Source organism: Campylobacter sp. RM16192 (genome assembly GCF_004803855.2).
GTDB lineage: Bacteria > Campylobacterota > Campylobacteria > Campylobacterales > Campylobacteraceae > Campylobacter_A.
In genome coordinates this window covers 345,819-363,474 of record NZ_CP012552.1, presented here as the reverse complement: position 1 = coordinate 363,474, position 17,656 = coordinate 345,819, and the positions used below count along the sequence as shown (strand labels likewise).

The 17,656-nt window shown below is 35.5% G+C and carries 21 protein-coding genes; 4 read left to right on the top strand and 17 right to left on the bottom strand.

What is annotated here, in order from left to right:
• Nucleotide 1: 1 nt before the first annotated feature.
• A complete protein-coding gene (gene gap / locus CDOMC_RS01895; protein WP_172127444.1) occupies nt 2-1,000 on the bottom strand; it encodes a type I glyceraldehyde-3-phosphate dehydrogenase in 999 nt (332 codons plus the stop codon).
• Nucleotides 1,001-1,158: 158 nt separating this feature from the next.
• Here gap and nadD point away from each other — a divergent pair, with 158 nt between their 5' ends.
• Nucleotides 1,159-1,740, top strand: coding sequence for a nicotinate (nicotinamide) nucleotide adenylyltransferase (nadD, locus tag CDOMC_RS01890; protein WP_336244372.1), 582 nt, complete (start codon nt 1,159-1,161; stop codon nt 1,738-1,740).
• The gene (rsfS, locus tag CDOMC_RS01885; RefSeq protein WP_172127442.1) at nt 1,704-2,030 is read left to right on the top strand and encodes a ribosome silencing factor; all 327 of its coding nucleotides are present in this window, start codon (nt 1,704-1,706) and stop codon (nt 2,028-2,030) included. Before nadD ends, rsfS begins: the two co-directional genes overlap by 37 nt.
• A gap of 2 nt (nt 2,031-2,032) precedes the next feature.
• On the opposite strand, the gene CDOMC_RS01880 is transcribed toward rsfS, so the two are convergent.
• The 16 genes from CDOMC_RS01880 to CDOMC_RS01805 form a co-directional block, all read right to left on the bottom strand.
• A complete protein-coding gene (locus CDOMC_RS01880) occupies nt 2,033-2,392 on the bottom strand; it encodes a VanZ family protein (RefSeq protein WP_172127440.1) in 360 nt (119 codons plus the stop codon).
• Nucleotides 2,389-3,402: a YeiH family protein gene (locus tag CDOMC_RS01875; protein WP_172127438.1), complete on the bottom strand. Its 1,014-nt coding sequence runs from the start codon at nt 3,400-3,402 to the stop codon at nt 2,389-2,391. The genes CDOMC_RS01880 and CDOMC_RS01875 overlap by 4 nt, the downstream gene beginning before the upstream one ends.
• Nucleotides 3,403-3,441: 39 nt before the next feature.
• On the bottom strand, nt 3,442-5,028 hold the full coding sequence (gene argS, locus CDOMC_RS01870; protein ID WP_172127436.1) for an arginine--tRNA ligase: 1,587 nt from the start codon (nt 5,026-5,028) through the stop codon (nt 3,442-3,444).
• 9 nt (nt 5,029-5,037) lie between these two features.
• Nucleotides 5,038-5,265, bottom strand: coding sequence for a twin-arginine translocase TatA/TatE family subunit (gene tatA / locus CDOMC_RS01865; protein WP_169972840.1), 228 nt, complete (start codon nt 5,263-5,265; stop codon nt 5,038-5,040).
• Nucleotides 5,266-5,305: 40 nt separating this feature from the next.
• Nucleotides 5,306-5,917 (bottom strand): guanylate kinase, encoded by a 612-nt coding sequence (gene gmk, locus CDOMC_RS01860; RefSeq protein WP_172127434.1) that lies wholly within the window; start codon nt 5,915-5,917, stop codon nt 5,306-5,308.
• A gap of 1 nt (nt 5,918) precedes the next feature.
• Nucleotides 5,919-7,259 (bottom strand): hypothetical protein, encoded by a 1,341-nt coding sequence (locus tag CDOMC_RS01855; protein ID WP_172127432.1) that lies wholly within the window; start codon nt 7,257-7,259, stop codon nt 5,919-5,921.
• Between the two features lie 60 nt (nt 7,260-7,319).
• Nucleotides 7,320-8,084 carry a flagellar biosynthetic protein FliR gene (fliR, locus tag CDOMC_RS01850; protein WP_172127430.1) on the bottom strand — a complete coding sequence of 255 codons (765 nt, stop codon included), beginning with the start codon at nt 8,082-8,084 and terminating at the stop codon, nt 7,320-7,322.
• Complete coding sequence (locus CDOMC_RS01845; RefSeq protein WP_172127428.1) at nt 8,075-8,719, bottom strand: ABC transporter ATP-binding protein; 645 nt, start codon at nt 8,717-8,719, stop codon at nt 8,075-8,077. Before CDOMC_RS01845 ends, fliR begins: the two co-directional genes overlap by 10 nt.
• 2 nt (nt 8,720-8,721) lie before the next feature.
• Complete coding sequence (gene tsf / locus CDOMC_RS01840; protein ID WP_172127426.1) at nt 8,722-9,786, bottom strand: translation elongation factor Ts; 1,065 nt, start codon at nt 9,784-9,786, stop codon at nt 8,722-8,724.
• Nucleotides 9,786-10,589: a 30S ribosomal protein S2 gene (gene rpsB / locus CDOMC_RS01835; protein ID WP_172127424.1), complete on the bottom strand. Its 804-nt coding sequence runs from the start codon at nt 10,587-10,589 to the stop codon at nt 9,786-9,788. The genes tsf and rpsB overlap by 1 nt, the downstream gene beginning before the upstream one ends.
• A 196-nt stretch (nt 10,590-10,785) precedes the next feature.
• Nucleotides 10,786-11,925 carry a beta-aspartyl-peptidase gene (gene iadA, locus CDOMC_RS01830; RefSeq protein WP_172127422.1) on the bottom strand — a complete coding sequence of 380 codons (1,140 nt, stop codon included), beginning with the start codon at nt 11,923-11,925 and terminating at the stop codon, nt 10,786-10,788.
• 34 nt (nt 11,926-11,959) lie between these two features.
• Entirely contained in the window at nt 11,960-12,175 is a 216-nt protein-coding gene (locus CDOMC_RS01825; RefSeq protein WP_172127420.1) for an acetyltransferase, read from the bottom strand.
• 103 nt (nt 12,176-12,278) lie between these two features.
• Nucleotides 12,279-13,034: a DUF4198 domain-containing protein gene (locus tag CDOMC_RS01820; protein ID WP_172127418.1), complete on the bottom strand. Its 756-nt coding sequence runs from the start codon at nt 13,032-13,034 to the stop codon at nt 12,279-12,281.
• A gap of 121 nt (nt 13,035-13,155) precedes the next feature.
• Nucleotides 13,156-13,854 carry a peptidoglycan editing factor PgeF gene (gene pgeF / locus CDOMC_RS01815; protein WP_236861328.1) on the bottom strand — a complete coding sequence of 233 codons (699 nt, stop codon included), beginning with the start codon at nt 13,852-13,854 and terminating at the stop codon, nt 13,156-13,158.
• Nucleotides 13,847-14,827 carry a sensor histidine kinase gene (locus CDOMC_RS01810; protein WP_172127414.1) on the bottom strand — a complete coding sequence of 327 codons (981 nt, stop codon included), beginning with the start codon at nt 14,825-14,827 and terminating at the stop codon, nt 13,847-13,849. The genes pgeF and CDOMC_RS01810 overlap by 8 nt, the downstream gene beginning before the upstream one ends.
• The gene (locus tag CDOMC_RS01805) at nt 14,821-15,477 is read right to left on the bottom strand and encodes a response regulator transcription factor (protein WP_172127412.1); all 657 of its coding nucleotides are present in this window, start codon (nt 15,475-15,477) and stop codon (nt 14,821-14,823) included. The genes CDOMC_RS01810 and CDOMC_RS01805 overlap by 7 nt, the downstream gene beginning before the upstream one ends.
• Before the next feature lie 130 nt (nt 15,478-15,607).
• Between CDOMC_RS01805 and CDOMC_RS01800 the strand changes: the two genes are divergently transcribed.
• Together CDOMC_RS01800 and pstC are read left to right on the top strand one after the other, a co-directional pair.
• Nucleotides 15,608-16,630 (top strand): substrate-binding domain-containing protein, encoded by a 1,023-nt coding sequence (locus CDOMC_RS01800; protein WP_172127410.1) that lies wholly within the window; start codon nt 15,608-15,610, stop codon nt 16,628-16,630.
• A 154-nt stretch (nt 16,631-16,784) separates the two neighbouring features.
• Nucleotides 16,785-17,648, top strand: a complete 864-nt coding sequence (pstC, locus tag CDOMC_RS01795; RefSeq protein ID WP_172129613.1) for a phosphate ABC transporter permease subunit PstC — start codon at nt 16,785-16,787, stop codon at nt 17,646-17,648.
• Nucleotides 17,649-17,656 lie beyond the last annotated feature (8 nt).

The following is a 17,656-nucleotide window of genomic DNA, read 5'->3' as shown; positions in this document are numbered from 1 at the left end:
ATTAACCCTTTTTTGCGGCTAAAACCGCTAAATCTACAAGGCGCTGCGAATATCCCCACTCATTGTCATACCACGCCATGACCTTTACAAGATCATCGCAAATTACTTGAGTAATATCGCTTGCCACGATAGAGCTATAGCTTGAAGTCATAAAGTCACTTGATACTCTTTGATCGTCATCTACAAGTAAAATTCCTTTCATAGGGCCGCTTGCGGCATCTCTAAAGGCGTTATTAACATCTTCTACACTTACTTTTTTATTTAAAACCACGGTTAAATCGACCATAGAGACGTTTGCTACCGGTACACGCACACTTTGACCATGCATCTTGCCGGCAAGTTGCGGAAGAACCTTACTAATAGCCTTTGCGGCTCCTGTTGTAGTAGGCCCGATATTTAAGGCAGCCGCACGACTTCGTCTAAAATCTTTAGCTTTAACATCAACCAGACTTTGTCCATGTGTATATGCATGAACAGTCGTCATAAGACCCTTTGCTATACCAAATTTCTGATCCAAAACTTTTGCGACCGGGCCAAGGCAGTTTGTGGTACAACTTGCGTTTGATATTATAGCCTCACCTTTGTAAAGCTCCTCGTTTACGCCTATTACGTATGTAGGTGTGTCATCTTTTGCAGGAGCGCTCATCACAACTTTTTTAATCCCATTCTTGATATAAGGTTGGCATTTTTCAGTAGTCAGATAAGCCCCTGTACACTCAAGTACAACATCGGCACCAAAGGCTGCAAAATCAAGCTCATTTGCATCTCTTGTAGAATAAACTCTTATTTTTTTACCGTTAACCTCGATATAGTCGTCATTTATGACCTTTACATCTTGCTTAAACTCCCCATGAACGGTATCATATTTTAAAAGATACCTTGTCATCTCTCTCTTTGCCGTATCGTTTATGGCGACTAGCTCTACGTCGTCACGCTCTAATATAATACGCGCCGCACATCTTCCAATCCTACCAAAGCCGTTTATAGCGATTTTAACCATTCGTACTTCCTTTGATAATGAAATTTGCTAAATTTTACATATAAAGAACTTTAACCCTGCTTTATCAATTAAAATTTTTAATTTATATATTTTTCAACTCAGTTTTACTCTAATTTTGATAAGCTTTATATCTAAATTTTAGCAGACACAAATAGGATATGTTGGGAATGAAGTTGGGATTTTTTGGTGGGAGTTTTGATCCTCCTCATCTTGGGCATGATAGTATCGTAAAGATGGCGATTAATAGCCTTGATATAGATAAACTCATAATAATGCCTACATACATTAGCCCTTTTAAGGCAGAATTTTCAGCACCTCCAGAGCTTAGACTTAAATGGACAAAGGAGATTTGGGGAGATCTGCCAAATGTGGAAATAAGCAGATTTGAGATAGATCAAAATCGCCCTGTGCCTACGATAGAGAGTGTTTTACATCTTTATGATATTTACGATATAAAGAAATTATATCTTTTAATAGGAGCCGATCACTTGGCGACTCTGGATAAGTGGCATAATTTTGAGCTTCTTAGCTCTTTAGTTCATTTTATAGTGGCCAAAAGAGATCATATCAAGATACCAAAAAAGCTTCAAAAGCTTGATATCCACATAGATATCTCATCTTCTAAAATAAGAAGCGATCTGGTACAAGATCAAATTCCTGCTAAAATAAAAGAGGAAGTTATAAAATTTTACCAAGGATTAAAATGCAAGAAAGAATCGACAGAATCATCAAAATTCTAGATGAAAAGAAGGCTGAGTCAATAGAAGTCTTTGATATGAGAGAAAAGGATTATTTCGTAAAATACGTAGTAATTGCAACTACAATGGGAGAGAGGCACGCATACTCTTTAACGGATGATCTAAAGCTCGCGCTAAAACCGCTTGGAGAGGAATTTTTAGGCATAGAAAGCTCGCCTGATTGGGTTGTGCTAGACCTGGGAGATATCCTAATACATCTTCTAAGCCCACAATACCGTGCAAAATACAATATCGAAGAGTTTTTATCAAAACTAAAAGAGCAAAGAAGCTAAGCCTATCTGGCGGTAATTTTTAATAAAACTCTTACCGCCAAAATCCCAAATACTACTCCTATAAAATCGGCTAAAATATCAAGCAGACTAAAATATCTATTTGGCAAAAACGCTTGAACAACTTCTATCTGAACCGCATAGATCATTAGTATAACTATTTTTTGGATCAAGTTTAGCCTTTTTAACCCAAAATTCATAGTGATATAAAGCACAATAAAAGCTAAAAAATGATTTATCTTATCCCAACTGCTTTTTGCAAGCTCAAATTCCACGCTTGTAGTAGCCATATACTCTATAACTACTAATAAAAATATAAAAACAAATATAAAAAATCTCGATAAATAGATCGATTTTAAACTCATATTAGAAATTTAACTAGACAAAAAGCCGATAAAAATAGCCAAACAAACAGAATAAAAGCCAAAATAAATGGCTTTTTGCCGGCATTTTTCAAAACATCTTTTCTTATCGTTACCCCAAGTGCACTCATCGCAATAGTTAATAATAAAATATCTATAAAATAGATAATATCTAGCAAAAAGTCACTTAAGATTCCAATTGAATTAAAAGATACGGCGAATAAAAACCATAGTGCAAAATATGGGAAAGAGGCTCTTATATTTAATAATTTTTTACCATTTGATACTTCTAAATTTAATGAGCTAAGAACTATCAAAAACGGAGCGAGCATCAAGACTCTTAGCATTTTAATTATAACTGCATTTGCCTGAGCCACTTCGCCTATAGCAGATCCAGCTCCTACTACATGAGCCACCTCATGCAAACTAGCTCCGGTAAAAAATCCCATCTTTAACTCGCTAAAAGCTAAAATTTGAGAGCCAAATATAAGAGGATAGACAAACATACCTATCGTGCCAAACACAACCACGGTAGATACGGCTATGGCTATCTGATCGCTTTTTGCTTTTATGACGCTTCCTGCGGCAAGCACTGCAGCAGCACCACATATAGAGCTACCACTACTAATTAGTGCCGCGCTTTTTCTATCAAGACCTATCTTTTGCCCTAAATAATATCCAATGAAAAATGTTGAGAATACGATAAAAAACGATAAGAATATACCTACAACACCGACCTGCGAAATATCTGCGATACTAAGCTTGAATCCAAAAAGAATAATCCCAAGTCTTAAAATTTGCTTTGTACTCAGGGCTAAAACATGGCTTCTTCTTAGCATTAATACATTTTTATAAGAGATATTGCCAAGTATAGCTCCAACAACCACGGCGATTATAAGAGGGCTAATATAAAAAGTGGAAAATGGAGGAATTTTAGATAGCAAAATAGAAAAACTGGCTAAAAATAGTATGATAAGCCAGGATCTAATCTTTCGTTTTTTAGCTAACTTCATTTTAACTTAGCATAAATTTATGGCAAAAGTGCCATAAATTTACATCTTATCTTTTGCAGCTATTCCCATGAGAGAAAGTGCTGTTTTTATAGAGAGTGCAACAACCGCAAATAATTTTAACAACTCATCTTCGTTTTCGCTCCCGACAACGCGATTTTCATTATAAAATTTATGAAAATTAGCAGCTAAAGACTTTAAGTAGTCACAAATTTTTTGCATAGAGCGAGCGTTAAACGCATCTACTAAAACCTCGTTTAAAGCAAGTGCTTCAAAAAGCAGATTTTTAGCATCTTCATTCAAATTTACAAAGCTCGCATTTTTGACATCATCTACAACTTTACCAGCCTTTGCAAAAATTTGATTAACTCTTGCATGAGCATAATTTATGTAAAAAATAGGATTTGAGCTATCCTCTTTTTTAAGCTCATCTACATCAAATTCAAGGTGAGTATCGCTCTTTTTGCTAAGAAATATGAATCTAAGAGCTTCATAACCAATCTCTTCCACAACATCACTCATCAAGACTACATTGCCGCTTCTCTTACTCATCTTAAATTGCTCGCCGTTTTTAAGCAGGCTAACCATCTGCGAGAGTAAAACTTCTAGTCTATTTTCATCATAGCCAAGAAAATGCACAGCCGCTTTCATTCTCGCTATATAACCGTGGTGATCGGCTCCCCAGATATTTATATATCTATCGTATCCGCGCTTAAATTTATCATTGTGATATACAATATCTCCCGCCAGATAGGTTCCGCGACCATCTTCTCGTACTATAACCCTATCCTTTTCGTCTCCTACTAAACTAGAATTTAGCCAAATTTTACCCTCTTGCTCATATATTCCGTTACAAGATCTAAGCCTATCAAGAGTCTCATCAAGCTGATCATAGTAGCTTCTCTCACTTGACCAGTTTTCTATAAAAATTTGCGCATCTGCTAAATTTTGCTTAATAAGATTTAATACAATGTCTTTACCAAAATCAGCAAGCTCCAAATTTCTACTCTGATCATAAAAAATTTCCTTGCCAAATTTTTGTTCCGCAGCCTTAGCTATGTCTAGGATATAATCGCCTCTATAATAAGCCTCCGGATAGACTACATTTTCACTAAAAAGTTCTTCGCGGGCTCTAAGACTTATGGAAATTCCAAGCAGATCTATTTGATTACCAGCATCATTGATATAGTATTCAGTCTTAATATCTTTGCCTATATATCTGCCGACTCTAGCAAGAGTATCTCCAAATACAGCACCTCTTACGTGACCTATATGAAGAGGACCTGTAGGATTTGCACTTACGTATTCAAGTAAAATTTTCTCACTTTCGGCTCCGCCTCTGGCAAAATTTTGAGGGTTTTCTATAGCGGCTTTAGCAAGATTGCCTAAGAAATTTTGTTTTAACTTAAAATTTATATAGCCATTTAATGCGCTTACTTCAAAGATCTCGCTGTCTTGAAATTTGCTAGCAATATCTTGCGCTATGATTACCGGAGATTTTTTAAGCTCTTTTGCCAAAGAAAACGCAAGAGGAGTCGCATAGTGGGCGAGATTTTTATCCTTTGGTTTTTCAAGGACAAAATCAACCTCTATAACTTTTTTTATCTCGTCTATGACTAAATTTTTCAACCCTAAACCTTACGCACTCTTAGTGGTTTCATCTACTTTTGTAGCGGTTATAGCTTCCTCTTTTTTCTCTTCAACTTTCTCTACATTCTCAGCTTTTTTATCATCAGTTTCCATCTCTGATTTAAAGCTTTTTATGCCTTTACCAAGTCCTTTTGCAAGCTCCGGAATCTTCTTTGCTCCAAAAAGCAAAACTATTATAAGTAAAACTATAAGCAATTGTTGGACACTTGGACCCATTTTTTCTCCTTTTAAAATTTTCGTTATATTATCATATTTTTCAAAATTCACGCCAATTATTGATAGTTTCGCGTAAATTTATACTCTTGCTTTTTAACCTAATAACTCTTAAAATTGACTGCAAGTTTTTATAACTCTCTTCAAGATCATCGTTTATGAAAAAATAATCGTATTCTAAGATGTGCTCCATCTCATCAAGAGCGTTTGTTAGACGATGCTCAATAGTTTGTGCGCTATCGGTTCCACGACCCTCTAGCCTACGCTTAAGTTCATTTTGGCTATGAGTTGTAATAAAAACAGAGGTTATAAGCTCACCAAATTTTTTTCTAGCTATATGAAAGCCTTGCACATCTATATCAAATACGGCGATTTTTCCTTCATTAAGAGCTTTTAATACAGGTTTTAATGATGTTCCGTAGTAGTTTTTATGCACATACGCCCACTCCAAGAAACTATCCTCTTCGATACCCTTTTTAAACTCCTCTTCGCTGATATAGTGATAGTTTACACCATCTTTTTCACCATCTCTTATAGCTCTTGTTGTACTTGAAATCGAAAAATAAAGATCGGCTTCCTCTTTTAAAAGCCTATTTAAAAGGGTACTTTTACCACTTCCGCTAGGTCCTGAAATAAGTAAAATTTGCCCCTTCAAACTACTTTTCCTCAAATGTTATATTTATTTTTATATTTAGACCCTTTAAGGCCTCTTTGATAGAATCGGCACTAAGAGCGCCTGTGATCTGCTCTCCTATCTTATGCGCCAGCTCTTTTTTTATAGCCTCAGAGCTACTTACTAAATCGCTTTTTGTAGGTTCTACTATACTGGCAAAATCCTCGTTTAAAGCCTTTGCCAGATCTTCTTCTTTTATATGATCAATGTCGTCATATTCACTAGTGCCGGATACATTTAATTGATCGCTCTTAAATTCACTCTCTTGATCGATAAACGTAAAATCGCCCATCTCATCACTTTCTTTTATAAAATCTTCATTTCCTACTTGATCTTGAGTATCTAAGTTCTTATATTTTTTCAGCATTTCAAAGTGATCGTTTGCGAATTCACTCTCGGATTTATCTTCAAATTCATCTAAATTTAGCTCACTATCTAGGCTATCTATCTCATCTATAGTTTTTCTGATATCGGCAAATGTATCATCTTCTGTTTCAAAATCAACTTTATCATTAACATCTTCAAGCTCCATTTCATCACTTAGCTCTTCGACTTCGCTATGCTCGTTTTCTTCTGATAACTCATCTTTAAGTTGCAACGACTCTTCAATTTCAAAGTCATTTAAATCCGCATTCTCTTTTATATCTTCTTTTTTATCATCATCAAAGCCAAAATCAGATAAAAGATCCTCTTCTCTTGAAGTCATCTGAGCAGGCTCTTCGTCTTTAAAATCATCAAATTCTTCTAAATTATCTTCTTCATTATCTATACTAATATTTTCACTAGTGCTATCTAAATTGCCAACCTCTTCATTTTTGTCCGTCAAGTCCATATCAAAATCATCCAAGCTAAAGCTTTCATCTTCAGTATCTTCTTTAATACCAAATTCATCTTTAAATAGCTCATCGCTAAGTTCATCTACAAATTCGCTATCTTCGATAGAAACTAAAGAACCTTGTTCGTCTTTTAGTTCGCTAAAGTTTTCTTCATCTTTATCAAAATCAGATAAATTTTGATCTTGAGTATGCCCCAAGGATTCTACAATGGATATAAATTCTGTAGGCAAAAAAGGTTTTGGTAAAATCTTGTCCGCACGATCAAATTCTGGAGAGCTTTTAGAAGATAGGTATAAAATTTTACCTGCTATCTCTTCTAAATTTACATCTTGAACAGTAATTTCGCTATCTAAAATTAATATATCAAAAAACCTACCCTTAATATCATCAAGGCTATAAACTTCAATATATTCATATCCGATTTTACTAAGACTAAGCGTTGCCAAACGCGATACTGCAGGATTACTATTGACAAGTGCGACTTTCATCAAGACTCCTTTCATAAAACCTAAAATAGGTATTTTAAGATATTTTTTATTACTCCTAGCTTAGTTAAAAAAGAGTGACGGCATATCGTTAATAACTCTAAACATAAGCTCTTTAAATAGCTCCATCATACCAGCCAGTATGGCTATAAGCACGGCAAATCCTATTGTAATCTTAATAGGATATCCAACTACAAGCAGGTTAAACTGTGGCATAGTTTTCATAAGCATTCCAAAGATAAGATCGGATAGTAAAGAAAGCGCTAAAATAGGAAAGGACATAATAAAGCCAAACATAAAAAGATTTACCATTGATTTTGAAGCATAATGAACTAAATTTGCACTAGGATAAAACTCTCCAAGAGGAATATGATTCAAAGAATTTGCAAAAAATAATAGTAGCATATGATGTCCATCAAAGGCTAAAAATGTCATCAAAGCAAGAAAATTTATGATGTTTGACATAACAGGAGAGGTTATGCCCGTCTGCGGATCAAGTACAGAAGCCATTGAAAAACCCATTACAAGTGATATCTGCTCACCAGCAAGCTGAAGTATAGCAAACACTATTGTAACTAAAAGTCCGGCACACAATCCAAGCATGACCTCGCTTAAAATTTCAACCGCTAGATAGTAAATTTCTGTGTTTGGAGCACTTGCAGCTGGAAATAAAAAAATAGTCAAGAAAAAAGAAAAAGCTGTCTTTACGGTAATTGGAATTTGGTTGTGTCCAAAAAATGGAAAAAACACCATTAGTCCGCCTATACGCGCAAAAAGAAGCATAAAAGTTATGACCCTATCTACGCCAAAAAAGCTGACTATTTCCATTTTATCAGTTTCTTATCCTCTAGTTTATATACATTAGTGCATCTATTTGCAAGCTCGTTATCATGAGTCACCAATACTAGCGCCGCATCATTTTCTTTGATGTAATCAAAAAGCGTGTTCATCACCTCATTTGCGGTCTGTTTGTCTAAATTTCCAGTTGGCTCATCGGCAAAGATAATCTTTGGCTTTTTACAAAGCACACGGGCTATACTAACCCTTTGCTGTTGCCCACCGCTTAGCTCACCCACTTTTTGGTTTATCACTTCTTTGATTTTTAAATTTTCTAAAATTTTATCATCTACATTTTGATTTGACAAAATTCCTGCAAGTTCGATATTTTCAAGTGCATTAAAGCCCTTAAAAAGATAATGAGCCTGAAAGATTATTCCAAAATCAAATCTACGAATTTTTAAAAGCTCATTTTGAGAAAGTGTATAAAGTGACTTATTATCATATACAACCTCACCATTTTGAGGCTTAAGAAGCGTTGAAAGAATGTGTAAAATAGTTGATTTGCCGCAACCGCTAACTCCCAATATAGCAGTGTTTTCACCTGAATTTAGAGTTAAATTCAGATTTTCAAAGAGCGTATAATCATACGCAAAGCCTAGATTAGACGCTCTTAAAATTTCCATTTTTAGCCGATTTGTGCCGCAACTTCTGCTGCAAAATCCTCATTTTTCTTTTCAAGTCCTTCGCCAAGCTCGAACCGAACATATTTAACTATCTCTATCTTACCGCCAAGCTCTTTAGATTTTTCAGCGATTACTTGCTCTACGGTTTTCTTATCATCCATTACATAAAACTGACCAAGAAGTGTTAAGCGCTGATCTAAGACTGTGTTATCAGCATAAAATCTCTCAATCTTGCCAGGTATGATTTTGTCCCAAATTTTCTCAGGTTTACCTTCTGCTTTTAGCTCTTCTTTTATCGCATTTTCAGCTTTTGCCATAACATCATCTGTAAGTTGCAATCTGCTTGCATAGCTTGGAATGTGATGAAGCGGTTTACCAAGGCGAACTAGCTCTTCGTTATCTTTTTCAAGCTCGGCTTTAAGAGCTATAAATTCTTTCTCTACAAAATCTTTATCAAGGTCTTTATAGCTTATAACTTGAGGCTTCATGGCAGCAGCATGCATACATAAATTTCTTATGAAATCTTCTGCCTTTTTCGCTATCTCAGCACTCTCGCAAGCAGCACCGATTAGTACGCCTACACGTCCGTTTGAGTGAACATATCCGTTTACTACGCCCTTATCATCAGCCTTAATAGTCTCAAAGCGGCGAACAACTAAATTTTCGCCTATTGTTGCGATTTGGTTTTTGAAATAATCCTCAAATTTTACGCCATTTATCACACTTACATTTAAGCTCTCAACATCTTGTATTGAATTTGTTTGAATATGAGCTGTTGTATCTTTTGTAAGAGCTTGAAACTGCGCGTTTTTAGCGACAAAGTCTGTCTCTGAGTTTATCTCGCTTATAGTAGCGGTTTTGCAGTGATCGCATACCACTACGCTAACAAGTCCTTCGCTAGCTAGTCTGTCAGCCTTTTTCGCAGCCTGACCAAGACCCTTTTCGCGAAGTATATCTACAGCTTTTTCCATATCACCATTAGCTTCGGCTAAAGCTTTTTTACAATCCATCATTCCTGCTCCGGTAGATTCACGGAGCTCTTTTACCATCTGTGCAGTGATTTCCATTACTCTTCGTCCTCGCCAAATTCATCAGAGAAGTCATCTTCATTAAGAGCCTCTTCCAATACAGCATCTTTTTCATCTTGAGTTACTTGCTCTGAACCATCTTCTGCTACGCCGCCATCTTTTTCAAGTTGTGAACGTCCCTCGATGATAGCCTCGGCCATCTCTTGGCAAAATAGTTGAACTGAGCGGATAGCATCGTCATTTCCAGGGATTGGATAGTCAATTACGTCAGGATCGCAGTTTGTATCGATTGGTGCAACAACTGGGATTTTTAGTCTATTTGCTTCTTGAACAGCGATTTTTTCTTTAACTGTGTCGATTACAAAAATCATATCAGGTATGCTTTTCATATTTCTGATACCGCCAAGATAAGCTAGTAACTTCTCTTTTTTTCTTGTTAGCATCAAAGCTTCTTTTTTGGTTAGAAGATTGATAGATCCATCCTCTTCCATAGCTTCGATAACTTCAAGCTTGCGGATTGATTGGCGGATAGTTCCGAAGTTTGTCATCATACCGCCTAGCCAGCGATGATTTACGTATGGCATACCGCATTTTTCAGCATATTCGCCAACTGTTTGACCGGCTTGCTTTTTAGTTCCTACAAAAAGGATAGTCTTGCCCTCTGCCGCTGCATCACGAACTATGTTGTAAGTGTAGCGGAAGTAACGGATAGTTTTTTGTAGATCTATGATGTAGATACCTTTTCTCTCTCCAAAAATGAATTTTTTCATCTTTGGGTTCCATCTGCGAGTTTGGTGTCCGAAGTGAACGCCACACTCCAATAAATCTCTCATTGTTACCATGAGTTTTCTCCTTGTGCGCCTTTGCGCGAAATTTAGGTTTCTCCTCCACACCCATTAACGACAAATTTGCACCTGTCGCAACCAAATTTTAGGATTGGTGTGTGTGAATTGAAGCTTGGATTATACTGAAAAATTTATAAATTTAAACTAAATTTAATTTTTACGCCAGTCAATCCAAGCCAAATTTTATTCGAATTTATTCAAAAAATCCTTTTTTACAAATCTCGTTATTCTTCATACAAAGCTCACCTTTAGCAATTACGTCATATAGGTTCATATTGTTGTCAAATGCTGCAAAATCGGCATCATTGCCTACTTTTATCTCACCCTTGCCATTTAAATTTAGGAATTTCGCCACATTTTTACCCATTAAAGATACGGCTTGAGATATGTTTAAAACCTTATTTCTAACAACAGCTTGTAAAACATCTAAATTTGATTTACAACTAGCACACCCATAGCCTACTAAAGCTCCATTTTCATCAAATCTCGGCACGCTTCCGTTTCCATCCGAACTCATTGAAATTAGATTTAAATTTAACCCGTTTTCAATTCCATAAGCTATGACTTCATCAAGAGGAGCGAACTGACTTCCTCCAGTTGTAATGTCGATAAATCCACCCATTTTTTGAAAAGCCAAACACTCTTCAAATAAGTCCTTCGTTCTAGCGCAATGCGTAGGTGAAAAATAATTTATCGGGAAGGTATGATCGTTTAAAATTCTAAATACAAAGTCAAGCTTTGTCTTTAAGCCACCCATATGCATATGTAAAATTCCACCTTTCTTAGATATCATTCCACCGATTCTAATCTGAGATAGCATTTTAATCAACTCCGCATCACTTGGATAGCTACTGCGGTTATCAGACATTGCCACTTTACAGCCGATAACCTTATCTATTAGCACTAAATCCTTTGTAATACTGCCTGTAAAAGTTACGCTTGGAGTAGCATAAGAGCCGGTGTGAATAAAAGTTGAAATTCCCTCAAATTCAAGAGCTTTTGCTTTAGAATAAAGATTTTCTAAGCTTCTTGTGCACCCATCTGTACCAAGAGTTCCGACCACAGTAGTAGTTCCATATTTTATAATGTCAGTTAGCTTAATCTCAGGCGTTCTTGAGTGATATCCCGCCTCTCCGCCACCGCCCGTGATATGCACATGCTGATCGATAAGTCCAGGAGTTAAAACCTTGCCCTCCAAGTCATAAACTTCAAGGCCTTCGCACTTAAAATCAAGATCTTTGCCAATGGCTAAAATTTTACCTCCTCCAACTAAAACATCACTCTGTCCCACATGCTCTGGAGTGTATAAATCCGCATTTTTAAGTAATAGCATCCTCTCTCCTTAAATAAATTTGATTTAAAAATCTTTAACTACTTAACTGCACTTCCTCTTCAATTTTCATTAAATTTACAAAAATTCGCTCGATTTCATCTCGCTCTTGTTTGTCTAGTGAAATTTGTTTTAAACTTAATAATTCTTTTACTAAAGCTTCATTTTGCAATCTTATTTCGCCAAATTTTTTAGCGTTTTGCACTATTTTGGCTACTCTTAAATCTTTAATTTTAAACTCTTCATATCCCATATCGGCTCCTAAAAAGAATCAAAATACAATTATAGGACAATAAAACTGAATTATCAAAGGAGATAAAAGAAGCGATCGGAGCTGGTCCGATCGGTAATGAAGATTATTTATTTACTTTTATTACAAGGCTAGCGTCAAGCTCTTCTTTGTCACATTTTTTAGGATCTGCGTAAGCTGTCTCGTGCTTGGCTTGAAATAGCCAATTTCCTTCTTTGATAGCTATAACTTCGATCACGCCTTGAAGGTCGGTCGTGCCAAAAAATGTATATTTACCCTCAGGAAATCCCTCGATCACTCCAGTAACTTTAGCCACTTTCGCAGGTTTGCCGTTAGCGAAAAATTGCAATTTAAAAGGAGTATTAACCTTGATCTTCGTAACATCGCTTAGCGGCACGATCTCTGTGATCTGACCTATCGGCTTGTAGATGAAGTCCTCTACTTGATCGCCTTCTACGATTATGCTTTTCGCCGTTCTAGCGTAAAATCCGCAAGACTCGACATTTTTTACATTCTCTTTATGTCCGTCTTGATGCCACTTTCCGTCTTTATCTTTTGACCAAAATGTAGGTTTATAGTCGCCCGCTAGCACATAAGAGCCTTTTTTGAGCTTTTCGCCTTCATAGTGATAGTTTTCGCCAACTTGCTTAAGAACGGTTTTAGAACCTGTTTTATCCACGATATATAGCGGCTCAAATAATCCTACGCGCTTATCTTCGATCTTTTCAGGCATAGGAAATCCGTGTCCATAACCTATATCTGCGCCAAATTTGTCCGCATTTTTGCCCGTTACCCAAAAATCATGTGCAAAAGCACCGCTTAAAACGCCTGCTACGACTAAAGAAGTTAATATCTTCTTCATTACTATCTCCTTGTTAAAATTGATTGGTCGGGTGGATTATATCATAAGTGATAATTAAAATCAAATATTAAATGCTATCTGTTTGTATTTGTAAAGAAATAAATCTTTTGGATAATATAGGCTATCTCATCATTACAAAGCCTGCAAATCGGCCTGTTTTCTTGTCTCTTCGGTATGAGAAATATCTAGTATCACAATGAGTGCAAATTGGATCAAATTTTATATCTTTAACACCCAGCAATTCAAATTCATCATTTAAAGCTGCATTGATATCGAATTTTCCGTTATTTTTATATCTGTTAAACTTGCCAAGATCAAGCTCACCTATCTCATAGCAGCCGCCTTTGATATTTGGCCCAACAAAGACTTTAAGATCTTGCGTTTTAGAGCTAAATTCTCTTTTCATTTTATTAACTGCATTTGTGCAAATTTGCCCCACTACTCCAGCTCTTCCGGCGTGTATGGCAGCTACAGCCTCGCACACTTCATCGACAATCAAAATAGGCGAGCAGTCAGCCACCAAAACGCAAAGCGCAACGCATTTTAAATTTGTGATTATGCCATCACATGGCGCTATCTCATCGTCTAAATTTCTAATTATCTCTACGCGGTTTGAGTGAATTTGGCGCATAAATTTTAGATTTTTTGCTTCTACGCCAAGATATTTAGCTAAAATTTCTCTATTTTTAGTTACGTTTTTAGCCTCATCTCCAACATGATCGCCCAAATTTAAGCTCTCATAAGCTCCGGTGCTAGCTCCGCCAAATCTATCGCTAAATCCTACTAAAAATTTTCCGTCATCAAGTAAAATTTCACTCATCATCTTCCTTGTTGGCGCTATCTGTTAGATATCTAAAGCCAAAAACAGAGCCTTTATTTAACTCGCTTCTAATTATAAACTCAAATCCGTGCATCTTTAAAATTTGCTTTGAGATATAAAGCCCCAAGCCAAAAGAGTTTGTCTGAATATTGTTTTTAACTTTAAAATATTTTTTAGTTATTAGCCTTATATCTTTTTGCTCGATTCCTGCACCTCTATCCTTTATCAAAATAGAGCTGTCATGAAAACAAATTTCTATCTTATCGTTTGAGTATTTAAGCGCATTTTCTATCAAATTTACTAAAACCTGTTTTATTAAAGCCTCATCCGCAAATATCTGAATTTCATTATTTTCTATATCTATCTCCCTGTCTTTATACTTTTCCAAAAGCTCATTTTTGGCGCCTAAAGCAAGGTTATAAAGATTAAAATTTGTCTTTTTTAAAGACAAAGAATCTGCGGATCTTAGATTTAGTCTATCTATTAAATTTACTATTCTTTGAGAATTTTTAGTGATTTTTTCTATAAATTTAGACCTCAATTCATCGCTTAGATTTTTATCATTCATTAAAGTATGACTTGATGCTTGAATTACTGCTACCGGATTTTTAAACTCATGCGAAATTGAGCTTAAAATGCCTTGAAGCTGAGTATTTCGTAGTTTTATTTTGGCGGATTTTTTAATGTATTTTTTTGATACCTCTCTAATATCAGACGAGAGCTCGCTAAGACTATTTTGCAAACTTAAATTCTCATCAAAAAACATAGCTTCATCACTTTGTGTAAAGCTAGGATTTTTTAAATTTTCTATCTGAAATTTTAATCTTTTAGCATCTTTTTTTATTAAAAAATAGAATATAAAAACAGTCAAAAAAGCTATTATAAATCCTGCTATCAAAATATTTGAGATAAATTTCATGACAAAAATAGAGATAGTAAATATCACCAAAAACATCAGAAATTTTATTAGCATATCTTATAGCCTTGAGATCTAACTGAGACTATATAATCGCTATTTCCAAGCTTTTGCCTTAGCCTTTTTACAGCTATATTTAAAGTCTTTTCGCTCATATACTCACTGCCCCAAATTTTATCCCATAAATAATCTCTGCTTAAAACTATATTTTTATTTATTATAAACTCAGTTAGCAAATTGATCTCAAGCTTTGTTAAACTTACCTCTTGATCGTTTATAAAAACCTGCTTTGATTCGTTATTCACTAAAATATCTTTAAATTTTAAAATATTAGACTGTTTTTTGGTGCGTTTTAAAACCGCCTTTACCCTTGCAATCAAATCATCCATGTCAAATGGCTTTGTAATATAGTCGTCTCCACCTGCTTCAAAGCCTTGAAGTCTATCCTCTTTACTATCCTTTGCACTTAAAAAAATAACAGGGGTATTAAAGCCTTTAGAGCGCAAAGATTTGACAAACTGTGCACCCTCTGCATAGATCAAATTTCTATCTACTATAAGCAGATCAGGCTCCTCTTCTTCTAAAAATTGCTCTACCTTTAATACATTACAAAACCCGACAGTTTCAAACCCCTCTTTTGAGAGATTGTATTCTAAAAGCTCGGCCAAATCCTCTTCGTCATCAATTATTACTATTAGTGCGGACACCCTTACCTCTATTTAAAAAGTTGAAAAATTATATTACAAAATTCTCAAAAACAAATCAATCTCAAAATGTTTCTTAAAAGTTTCCAAAAAATTTTACACTTCTGCCATGAAAATCAAAAAAGGAGAAAAGATGAAAATTTCAAAGGTTTTAATTCTGGCTTCGTTAGTATGCGCCGCTTCCTTGGCAGATCAGATAAAAATCGCGGGAAGCTCGACTGTGTTTCCATTTTCAAGCTATGTGGCTGAAGAATTTAGTGTCGTCAAAAACAAAAAGGCACCCATAGTTGAAAGCATAGGGACAGGAGGCGGATTTAAGGCATTTTGTTCGGCTAGTGGCAAAAACGGCATAGATATCTCAAACGCATCTCGCCCTATGAAGATGAGCGAATTTGAAGAGTGCCTAAAAAACGGCATAGACGATATAAGCGGATATATGATCGGTTACGATGGAATAGTTTTCGCTCAAAACAAAGATAATGGCTCTTTAAATTTAACAAAAGAACAAATTTTCTTAGCACTTGCAAAAGAGGTTCCAATTGACGGCAAACTAGTAGCAAATCAATATAAAAAATGGAGCGATATAGATAAAAATTTGCCTAATAAAGAAATTTCAGTTTATGGACCTCCTACGACATCTGGAACTAGAGATAGCTTTGAAGAGCAACTAATGCAAAAAGCATCAAAAAAATTTAAAGAATATGGCTATAAATCCGGTAAGTACAGCCAAATTAGAGACGATGGAGTCTATATACCATCAGGTGAAAACGACAACCTAATAATCGCAAAACTAGCACAGAATAAAAACGCCTTTGGAATTTTCGGATACGGATTTTTAGCCGAAAACAAGGATAAAATCGTAGCAGTAGCGATAGACTCGGTATCGCCAAACGAAAATAGCGTAGGCGATGGTAGCTATGAGCTTGCAAGAAGCCTATATTTTTACGTAAAAAATAGCAGTAAAGCTTCAAATCCAGATATAAGCGAATTTATAGATCTATTTGTAAGCGAATCGATGATAGGAAATGATGGCGTATTAAAAAGCATAGGATTAATTCCATTAAATAAAGAGCTATTTGCAAAAATGCAAGAAAACGTAAAAAATCCAACGAAACTAACAAAAGACATGGTTAAAAACAGCGAAATACTAAAATAAGGAATTTATTTTGTTGTATCTAATCTTATTTATCCTATCTCTTAGCATCTACTACTTTTACAAAGATAGGATAAGCTCGTTAAATTTAGAGGCGTTTAATCTAAAAAACAGAGGCGTTCAAAAGCTTGTAGTGGCATTTTTGTTTGTATCTTCTATGATAACGATAGTAGCGACATTTATGATACTGTCATCTATCATTCTTGAGGCTATGAAATTTTTTAGCAAAGAGAGTTTTTTTGGCTTTTTGTTTGGCACTACTTGGGCGCCGCACGATGCATTTTTGGATAAAGATGGTCAGTTTGGCTCGGTAGGATTATTTTTTGGAACATTTTATATAAGCCTTATTGCGATAATTACGGCATTTCCGATTGGAATTTTTAGTGCAATATATCTAAGTCAATATGCAAGCAAGAGGGCAAGAGCTACTCTAAAGCCTATTTTAGAAATTTTAGCAGGAGTGCCAAGTGTGGTATATGGCTTCTTTGCAGCTATATTTGTGGCTCCGCTTACAGTTAAGATAGCAGGTTTTCTAGGGTTAAACGCCTCTTATAACAACGCCTTAAGCGCGGGGTTAGTAATGGGAATAATGATAATACCTATGATATCAAGTCTTTGCGACGACTCAATATCTTTGGTGCCAAAAAGGCTTCAATACGGAGCCTTAAGTCTTGGACTAACTAAAGAAGAGAGTATTTGCTTTGTAGTGCTTCCTTCCGCGATGCCTGGCATTATAGGAGCATGTCTTTTAGGGATTTCAAGAGCCTTAGGCGAAACGATGATAGTAGTGATGGCGGCAAGCTTGAGAGTAAATTTAAGCCTAAATCCACTTGAAGATATGACTACTGTTACAGTTAAGATAGTAGAGGTTCTAAGCGGCGATCAGGAGTTTAACAACTCGCTTACATTAAGCGCTTTTGCTCTTGGTATTACGCTATTTGTTCTAACTTTTATAATAAATTTAATAGCCGTTTTAATATCAAGAAATTTCCAAAGAAAATATAAAATTTCAAATTTATAAGGTGAATT